The organism is Thiohalocapsa sp. (assembly GCF_022340605.1).
Lineage (GTDB): Bacteria > Pseudomonadota > Gammaproteobacteria > Chromatiales > Chromatiaceae > Thiohalocapsa.
Genome location: NZ_JAJDNQ010000132.1, coordinates 1 through 9,137, shown reverse-complemented (window position 1 = coordinate 9,137; position 9,137 = coordinate 1). Strand labels below are relative to the sequence as shown.

The window sequence follows — 9,137 nt, the reverse complement described above, 5'->3', positions numbered from 1 at the left end:
GGCTAAGACGGCGGATGCGCCTCGCTTATCCGCCCCACACCAGGCGCGCTCGCGCCGTCAGTGCTGCAATCCACCGAGGCGGCCAATCATTTCGCGTCTTCCCTTCGCGTCTTCGTGTCTTCGCATGCCTCCTACCCGCGGACGGCCGCAGCGATGCGCATCACCCCCGCCCCGCGCGCTTGCGCTCGTGCTCCTTCAGCAACCGCTTGCGGATGCGGATAGCGCCGGGGGTGATCTCCACCAGCTCGTCGTCCTCGATGAACTCCAGCGCCTGCTCCAGCGAGAACCTCACCGGCGGGGTGAGCAGGATGTTCTCATCCGAGCCGGCGGCGCGGATGTTGGTGAGCTGCTTGGCCTTGAGCGGGTTGACGACCAGGTCATTGTCGCGGGAGTGGATGCCGACCACCTGGCCCTCGTAGACCTCGTCACCCGGGGACACCAGCATGCGGCCGCGCTCCTGGAGGTTGAACAGGGCGTAGCCCAGCACCTTGCCCTGGGCGTTGGAGATCATGGCGCCGTTGCGCCGCGGGGCGATGCCGCCCGGGTTGGCGGGGCCGTAGTGATCGAAGACGTGGTGCTTCAGGCCGGTGCCGGAGGTCAGCGTCATGAACTCGGTCTGGAAGCCGATCAGCCCGCGCGACGGGATCATGTAGTCGAGCCGCACCCGCCCCTTGCCGTCCGGCACCATGTCCTTGAGCTCACCGCGGCGCTCGCCGAGCGCCTGCATGATGGCGCCCTGGCTGGTCTCCTCGATGTCCACGATCAGGAGCTCATAGGGCTCGCAGACCGCCCCGTCGATCTCGCGGAAGATGACCTCCGGGCGCGACACCGCCAGCTCGTAGCCTTCCCGGCGCATGTTCTCGATGAGGATGGACAGGTGCAACTCGCCGCGGCCGGAGACGCGGAACTTCTCCGGGTCGGTGCCCTCCTCCACGCGCAGCGCAACGTTGGAGATGAGCTCCCGCTCCAGGCGGTCCTTGAGCTGGCGGGAAGTCAGGTACTTGCCCTCGCGGCCGGCGAAGGGCGAGCTGTTGACCTGGAAGGTCATGCTCACCGTCGGCTCGTCGACGGACAGCGGCGGCAGCGCCTCGACGGCATCGGGGTCGCACAGGGTGTCCGAGACATTGGGCGACTCGATGCCGGTGATGGCGACGATGTCGCCGGCGCCCGCCTCCTTGACCTCGTAGCGTGTCAGGCCAAGGTAGCCGTAGACCAGGCCCACCTTGGCGCGGTGGCGGTCGCCATCGCGCTTGACGACGATCACCTGCTGATTCGGCCGCACACTGCCGCGCTGGATGCGGCCCACGGCGATGCCGCCGACGAAGGAGTTGTAGTCAAGGGTCGAGACCTGCATCCGAAACGGACCGCTAGGGTCCACGTCCGGCGGCGGACAGTGCTCGACGATAGCCTCGAACAACGGCATCATGTCGCCACCGCTGACCGTGTCCTCCAACCCCGCGTAGCCGTTGACGGCGGACGCATAGACGATGGGGAAGTCCAGTTGCTCGTCGCTGGCGCCCAGTTTGTCGAACAGGTCGAACACCTGGTCGATGACCCAGTCCGGGCGCGCCCCCGGCTTGTCGATCTTGTTCACCACCACGATGGGGCGCAGTCCGTGCTGGAACGCCTTGCCGGTGACGAAGCGGGTCTGCGGCATCGGCCCCTCCTGGGCATCCACCAGCAGCAGCACCGAGTCCACCATGGACAGCACCCGCTCCACCTCGCCGCCGAAGTCGGCGTGCCCCGGCGTATCGACGATGTTAATGCGGTATTCCGTGTCGCCGAGGGAGACCTTGAGCGCCGTGTTCTTGGACAGGATGGTGATGCCCCGCTCCTTCTCCAGCGCGTTGGAATCCATGACCCGCTCCACCGGGCCGAAGCGATCGCCGAGGGTGCCGGACTGCTGAAGCAGCTTGTCCACCAGCGTGGTCTTGCCGTGATCCACGTGGGCGATGATGGCGATGTTGCGCAGGTTGTCGATCACGTGAGCGTGACTCCGCTAGATGGATGGGCCAGATAGATGGGCTAGAGAAATGGACGAGCCGCCCGTGCCAAGCGCACCCGGGGGCGCACCCGCGGGCGCGCCGGACACCAGTGATGGCTCACGTGGCGGCGACACACGGGGCGACGAGCGGCGCCGACACCGCATGCGCACAGGTGCGATGCGCTCGGGTCGGCCGGGCGAGGCGAAGCGCGGCAGTATAGCCCAAGGCCGCCGTGCGGGGCGTCCCCTCCATGAATCATGGCCCTAGCGGACACCTTCGTGACGAACATATTAAAAAACAATTACTTCACAGCTAAACCTGATACCGGCTCTTCGCTGTAACATCCAAGGCATTTTTTTGTCATCATTTATTCCCACTACCCACAGCCCCTGTGGATAACCCTGTGGACAGACTTCGGAAGGACGCCCTAAACGGCCGTCATTACAGGCGTCCGAACGAATTGTCTCATCTCTGGCCAGCACCACAAGCCATTGATTGTAAAGCACTCTCCAGAACGATGCGCAACCGGCGCGGCCGGATGATGCGCTGCGCCGACAGCGTTTCCGGGCCTGTGTAAAACTGCCTGACAAGGAGCGTCGGCCAGCCGCCTTGTCAACACCCCATCGGGCCTGATCCGACCAATGGTAGGATCAGTTCCTAGAACATTTGCGAAAAATGCCTGCTGCAGAGGGGGCGGCGCCCACTAAGGCACCGCCTGCGCACGCGAATCGCTCTGGCAGCCGCCGTCGCCTGCGCAAGAGGATGCAGCCTTCCGCGTCTCCCGACTGCCCACTGCGCTGGAGCGTTCGCGCTGCAACGCGTCCCCTTGCACCCGCCGCACGTCTGTCAGCCCCGTGCTCGGTTCTTGAATCGGCCTCCCGCCCTGGCTAGCCTCGAATTCGAGGCGGCCATGGCCACGGCGGGGCGCTTGCATTTCCTACCCGCCAGGTCCGGCGCCCCGTGTCCGGAATCAGCCAAATGTCGCGAGGAAGTTTCGATGCATACCCCCGACTCCAAGCCCATCACAGCCGGCGCCGGCGCGCGGCCCAGCGGCATGCCACGGCGTCTCTCGCTCGCGGCCGCCAGCCTGCTGCTGCTCGCCTGGGGCGGGGCGCAGGCTTGGCCCGAGTACGGCGAGGACGTCGACGCCTACTGCGCCGAGTACGACGGCTCCACCCCCTACGCGGACCTCGACGCCAACCTCGACACCGGCGGCGACGGCTGCCAACTGTGCCACCAGGACAACGTCGACAGCGGCGCGCCGCCCGAAGCCCTTGACTGGTGGGCCACCGGCGACCTGCAGCGCTTTTGCACCGGTGCTGATCCGGATGGCAACGCGCCCAGCGTCGGCCCGGAGTTTGTCCTCGGCCCCGCGGCAGGCTTGGCCCTCCAGGTGATTGCCTGCCAAGTACCGGCGCCTTCACATTGACATCGGGCTTGGGATCGAAATCGGTATCGGTATCGATCCAAAAGCATCCCTAGATTGCTTGACGGCGCCAAATGCTTGCAGTTGAGTCCAGTTTGTCGTCGTTGTCGTTGTCGTAATCGACTACCCGACCACGACCACGACACCGATCGCTGTTTCGCTTGCGAGAGTGATGAGGAGCGTAGGTCGGGTTAGCGATGGCGTAACGCGACAATCAAGGGCTTACGGACGCCCATCGTCGGGTTACGCTGCGCTAACCCGACCTACACCGAATACTTTCACGGTCTCCCTTGCCCGCGAGCCCCGCCGCCGCATGGCCGCCGCCGACGGGCAAGAGCAACGCCACCAGCCCCAGCGCGAACGTGGTGCCCAGCAGAAACAGGTGCAGGTTCACGGCGCCGGCCAGCGCGTCCTCGACGCTGACCCCCAGCGACACCATCGCCGCGACACCGGTGAGCTCGTAGGAGCCGGCCCCGGCGATGCCGTGGAAGGGCAGCACGCTGGAGAGCTCTGCACCCACGACGCCGGACAGGCACTGCCAGAGCGCCGCATCGACGAAGTGGCTCAAGACCAGCGCGAAGGCGGTGAGCTTGGTGGCCCAGGTGAGCAGCGTCCACAGGTACAGCCGTGCCAACAGCCGCGCATCCCGCGGCGCCGCCTCCAGCAGGAACGCGAGCACGCGCCGCACCCGCCCGAGTGGCAGGCGCTCCACCCAGCCGCTACCACGCACCACGAGACCCAGCGGCACTAGCGCGAGCCAGAGCGCACCGAGCAGCGGCCACCACCAGGCGGGCGCGCGCAGCCACAGCACGACCAGCCCGGCGAGCACCAGGCAGTGCAGGTCCATGAGCCTGATCCACAGCAGCGACGCCCCGGAAGCGAGCAAGCCATGGCCGAAATAGCGCCGCATCAGCCAGGGGAAAACCATCTCGCCCAGGCGCATGGGCAGCAGGTTGTTGGCCGTGGTGTGCAGCATCGACAGGCGCAGCACCGTGACGAAGCGCCCCGCCACCAATGGGCCGAAGTAATCGTAGACCCTGAGCGCCCGCGCCCCGTAGCTGGCCGCCGTGAGCAGGAAGGCGCCGGCCAGGAGCCAGGGCGAGACCGCGCGCCACGGGGCCAGCAACACCTGCCAGCCGACCTGGTACTGCACCGCGATCACCAGCCCCGCGAGCAGGGTCGCGCCGATGAGCCAGTCCCGCGGGCGATTGAGGCGCGGCAGCGGCAAGGCGCCCGCCGGTGGCGGCTCGAAGGGCGACCGGTTCACCCGGCAGACCCCGCCGCTGCCCGCCGGCGGCGGCGCCGGCGCGACGGTGCATACAGCGGCGCCTCGCCCTCGGGCCTGGTCTTGAAGCGGCGATGCACCCAGAAATACTGCGCCGGCGTCGCGTGCAGCGCCGCCTCGATGACCTGGTTCATACGCGCGGTGTCGACGGCGTCGTCGCCACTCGGGAAGTTCTCCAGCGCCGGCCCGAAACGCATCTCGACACCGCGCCCCCAGGGCAGGAAACTGGCGAAGGTCGGGATCACCGGGGCATCGGCGAGACGCGCCATGCGGCCCAGCATGGGCACCGTTGCGGCGGCAACCCCGCAGAAGGGCACGAAGATGCCGCGCTGCCGGCCCGGGTCCTGGTCCGGCAGGTAGTAGAAGGGCGCCCCCTTGCGGATGCGGCGGATGACGCCGCGCAGATCGTCGCGCCGCTCCACGGGGACGCTGCCGAAACGCGTGCGGCCATGCTGCACGGCCGCGTCGATGACCGGACTGCGAATGCGCTGATACATGTAAAGGCCCGGGTGCACCCGCTCGGTGAAGGCCGTGCCGGCGAGATCGAGGCCGACGAAGTGCGGCGTCAGCATGATGACGCCACGCCCCTCCCTTAGAAGCCCGGTGATCTCCGCCTCGTCACGAAAGCGGACCAGGCGGCGCAGCCGGCGCGGGGAGCCATGCCAGGCAATGCCCTGGCTCACGGCGGCGACGCCGAGCCAGCCGAAGTGTTGCCGCACCAGGGCCTCGCGCCGCCAGGTGGACAGTTCCGGCAGACACACCCTGAGATTGGTCCTGGCCACGCGGCGCCGACCCGGCAACACCAGATAGCCGACGCGGCCGAGCCCATGCCCCAGCAGCCACAGCAACGGAAACGGCAGCCGCGCCAGCGCCGCGAACAGGCCCACCACCAACCACGCGGGCCAGTGCCGCGGCGCCCACAGCCGCATGCCCGACGGCTGCCGGTCGCCGCCCTTGGGCGCCGTACTGGGCACGAGGTCGGGCGCGGGGTTGGACCCAGTGTTGGAAGCCGGCTTGACCACAGGACCAGCCCCAAGCCTACTCGAACCAGGTCCGCTCGATGCGCTCGACGTAGGGCAGTTCGGCAAGCCGTCGCAGCACGAGCGCGAAGTCCGGCTGATGCGTGTTGCCGATCACCAGCACTTGGCCGGGGCCGCAACCGATGCGTCCGCGGGCGCCGGGGTACAGCTGGGCACTGGCATCGATGGCGCCGACCTCGGCCGTGAACTGCTCGCCCGCGGGGATGCAAAGCTCGTAATCCACCGCGCGCTTGCCATCGGGCGGCCCCTCCAGCCCCTGCTCGTCCAGCTCGGAGGGATCGAAACCGATGACGGCGCGGCTCGCCGGCACCGGCTCGGCCGCGCGGACATGGGCTGCGGTCAGCCACGGCAACAGCACCAGCGCGGCAATGGCGAGCGCGCGCTGCCCGCGGCCGGGCAGCCGCGGGGCACTGACGGGGTTCAAGACATTCTGCGCAAGCATCGGCGGCGAAAGCGGATCGATCAGGTCACACTGCCGCGGCATGTTCGGCGCAACCGCCATGCAGTTCAAGCCGAAAAGACCGCAGGCGGCGCGGCGGCCGGCGTCACCGCATCAGCCCAGCAGCTTGACCAGCAGGACCACACCCAGGATCAGGGTCATCCCACCCACGGCTCCCCGGATACGCTCCTCCGCGAGCCCCCGGACCGTCGCCGTTGCCATAGGCACCGAGAGGAGCCCGCCCGTGACCAGGGGCAAGGCCAACGACCAGTCGAGCCCGCCCTTCAGCATCAGGTAGGCACCCAGGCCCACCAGACAGGTCAGGGCCTCGGCCATCGAGGTGATGGCCACCGCCTGCTTCGCGGGCACGCCCGACACCACCTGCCCGGAGGTCACCAGCGGCCCATAGCCACCGCCGCTGAGCCCCTTGTTGAAGGCCGCAACCAAGCCGATCGCGAGGATGCCGCCGGCGCGGTAGCGGATGCGCCGGCGCGCCGTCACGAGCGTCATCAGCCCCATCGCCAGGACGATGACGACGATCGCGAGCGTAAACCAGAACGCGGAGATCTTGACCGCGATCAGGACGGCGCCGACGGCACCGACGGCGCTGAGGAGCGCCAGCAAAAGGAAGGTCCGCCGTGCCAGTGCGTTGCGGAAGATATCGACATTGCCGTCGCGGTGATGCATAGCGCCGGCAGCGATGCCGGTGAGAAGCTCGGAGAAGAGCACCGCCGGGACGATCTGCAAGGGCTCGAACCCGGCCAGGAGCAGCAACGGCGTGAGCGTGGTGCCGTAGCCCATGCCCAGGCTCGAGTCCATGTATTCGCAAACCAGGGCGGCCAGGAACACGCCCAGCAGCGCCCAGGTCGTCGGCTCGCCGGCGGCGAGCCCGATCACGCCGGCATCGAGCAAGAACTGGCGCAGCCCAAAGGCCGCCAACGCCAGCAGGATGAGCAGCGCCCACAGGTTGAAGCGGCGGCGATGACCAAGATAGAGATGTTCGAGCGTGGCGACAGCAGCACGGACCATGGGTTGACTCCTGCGGTTGGTGAAGGAATGCCGCACTGTTGGCCGATCAAGTTTCGCGCCATTCAAGGCATGACACTGTCTTTTCGAGGGATTTCGTCAGCAACCCGGATTTAGCCGGGAAAGACGCGCTCATTGCCGGAAAATATCACGGAATTTCAGTTATAAATTCCTGAAATCCCGTTATTCTTCAGGGCATGGAGCACTTTCAACCCATCCTGCTGGAGGTCTGGCGCCGCGCTTGTCGCCAGCCCCACCTCGCCGAGGCGGTCTCCGGCATCACCGAGATCCTGCAACGGCGACTGCCACTGGACCGTCTCGTGGTGCTGGTGCTGGATCAGGGGCACGCCCGGCTCAGGACGGCCGCCGCGGCGGGCGAGGGCGTCGCGCACGCGGACCCCGAGCCGCCCTCCAATCCGGCCCAGGAGCGACTGCTGCGGTGGTGCGCCGAGGAATCCTTGCTGCGCGGACCCGCGGACGAGATCGCGCGGCGGCTTCCGGGGCTGCTCCCGCCGGGCTGGACAGGCGGTATTCTCGCCTCCGGCCTCAGGCTGGCGGACGAACCCCTGGGCGTCCTCGTCCTCGGCGCCACCGGGGTCGACGCCTTTCAGGCACGACACGAGCCGCTCATGGCCGCGCTGCGCGAGCCCATCGCGGTCGCGCTGCGCAACGACCACCAGCTCCGCGAGCTCACCAGTCTGCGCGAGGCGGCGGAGGCCGACCGCCGCTCGCTCCTCTCGCGCCTGGGCCGGCAGGACATCACGGATACCTTGATCGGCGCCGGCACGGGACTGAAGGACGTCATGCGGGGCGTGCAGCAGGTCGCCCGCTCCGGCGCCCCGGTTCTGATCCTGGGCGAGACCGGCTCGGGCAAGGAGGTGATCGCGCGCGCCATCCACACCGGCTCGGCGCGGCCGGCCGGCCCGTTCCTGCGTGTCAACTGCGGTGCCATTCCGCCGGACCTGGCCGACTCGGAGCTGTTCGGTCACGAGCGTGGCAGCTTCACGGGCGCGGCGGGCCGGCGCAAAGGCTGGTTCGAGCGCGCGGACGGGGGCACCCTCTTCCTCGACGAGATCGGCGAGCTGACGCCGGCAGTCCAGGTGCGGCTGCTGCGCATCCTTCAGGATGGCACTTTCGAGCGTGTCGGCGGACAGCAGCAGTTGCGCGTCGACGTGCGCCTGGTGGCGGCCACGCATCGCGACCTCCAGGCCATGGTTCGGGACGGACGTTTCCGCGAAGACCTGTGGTACCGGATCAACGTCTTTCCGCTGCGGCTCCCGGCACTGCGCGAGCGTCGCGAGGACATCCCCGCCATGGCCAGCCATTTCGCCCTGCGCGCCGCCGAGCGGCTCGGCCTGACACCACGGCTCCCGACGCCCGCAGACATGACACGCCTGCTCGCATATCCCTGGCCGGGCAACGTTCGCGAGCTGTCGGCCGTCATCGAGCGCGCGGCCATCCTCGGCGAAGGACACAAGCTGGAGATCGAGCGGGCGCTGGGCACCGGGACCAGCGTCGCCCCCGTTCAGACGAGCGCGCCGGTCGCGAGCGCTCAGAGCGGGATCGAGTCACTCGACAGCGCGACCCGCCGCCACATCGAGCAGGCACTCGCCAGCACCTTCGGCCGCATCCAAGGCCCGTTCGGGGCCGCACGACTGCTGCAAGTCCACCCGGACACCTTGCGCGCCAGGATGCGGAAGCTCGGGATCGATCGAGGCCAGTTCATACCGCGCTGAGCGGCGGCGCGACGGATCACCGAGACAACCACCGCGCCCGCCGTCCGCGCAGCAGGGTGTGGCGCCGGGTCGCGATACCGTCCGGGACCGAAGCGCCACGGCCACTTGATGGCGGTGGGCTGCTACCGCACATCTACAAAGCAGCACCGCTCTGCACCGACCGGCCACAATGTCAGTGTCCAGTGCAGAACCAACCATAC

General features: G+C 68.2%; 7 protein-coding genes. 2 read left to right on the top strand and 5 right to left on the bottom strand.

All coding sequences use genetic code 11. The annotated features are described in order from the left end of the window. Window positions 1-160: 160 nt before the first annotated feature. Window positions 161-1,984: a translational GTPase TypA gene (gene typA, locus LJE69_RS16370; RefSeq protein ID WP_296927087.1), complete on the bottom strand. Its 1,824-nt coding sequence runs from the start codon at window positions 1,982-1,984 to the stop codon at window positions 161-163. 998 nt (window positions 1,985-2,982) lie between these two features. Between typA and LJE69_RS16365 the strand changes: the two genes are divergently transcribed. After that, a complete protein-coding gene (locus LJE69_RS16365) occupies window positions 2,983-3,414 on the top strand; it encodes a hypothetical protein (protein ID WP_296927084.1) in 432 nt (143 codons plus the stop codon). A gap of 250 nt (window positions 3,415-3,664) precedes the next feature. On the opposite strand, the gene LJE69_RS16360 is transcribed toward LJE69_RS16365, so the two are convergent. The 4 genes from LJE69_RS16360 to LJE69_RS16345 all read right to left on the bottom strand — a co-directional run bounded on the left by LJE69_RS16360 (window position 3,665) and on the right by LJE69_RS16345 (window position 7,240). Then, complete coding sequence (locus LJE69_RS16360) at window positions 3,665-4,678, bottom strand: lysylphosphatidylglycerol synthase transmembrane domain-containing protein (protein WP_296927082.1); 1,014 nt, start codon at window positions 4,676-4,678, stop codon at window positions 3,665-3,667. Beyond that, a complete protein-coding gene (locus LJE69_RS16355) occupies window positions 4,675-5,670 on the bottom strand; it encodes a lysophospholipid acyltransferase family protein (protein WP_367114695.1) in 996 nt (331 codons plus the stop codon). Before LJE69_RS16355 ends, LJE69_RS16360 begins: the two co-directional genes overlap by 4 nt. A gap of 64 nt (window positions 5,671-5,734) precedes the next feature. Next, window positions 5,735-6,238: a hypothetical protein gene (locus LJE69_RS16350; protein WP_296927080.1), complete on the bottom strand. Its 504-nt coding sequence runs from the start codon at window positions 6,236-6,238 to the stop codon at window positions 5,735-5,737. Between the two features lie 51 nt (window positions 6,239-6,289). After that, a complete protein-coding gene (locus LJE69_RS16345; RefSeq protein WP_296927078.1) occupies window positions 6,290-7,240 on the bottom strand; it encodes a sulfite exporter TauE/SafE family protein in 951 nt (316 codons plus the stop codon). Window positions 7,241-7,398: 158 nt separating this feature from the next. Between LJE69_RS16345 and LJE69_RS16340 the strand changes: the two genes are divergently transcribed. Then, on the top strand, window positions 7,399-8,937 hold the full coding sequence (locus LJE69_RS16340) for a sigma-54-dependent Fis family transcriptional regulator (RefSeq protein ID WP_296927074.1): 1,539 nt from the start codon (window positions 7,399-7,401) through the stop codon (window positions 8,935-8,937). The last annotated feature ends 200 nt before the right edge of the window (window positions 8,938-9,137 follow it).

Coding starts and splice junctions, on each gene's coding strand:
- LJE69_RS16365 (WP_296927084.1), top strand. CDS start 2,983: ATGCATACCCCCGACTCCAAGCCCATCACAGCCGGCGCCGGCGCGCGG.
- LJE69_RS16350 (WP_296927080.1), bottom strand. CDS start 6,238: ATGGCGGTTGCGCCGAACATGCCGCGGCAGTGTGACCTGATCGATCCG.
- LJE69_RS16340 (WP_296927074.1), top strand. CDS start 7,399: ATGGAGCACTTTCAACCCATCCTGCTGGAGGTCTGGCGCCGCGCTTGT.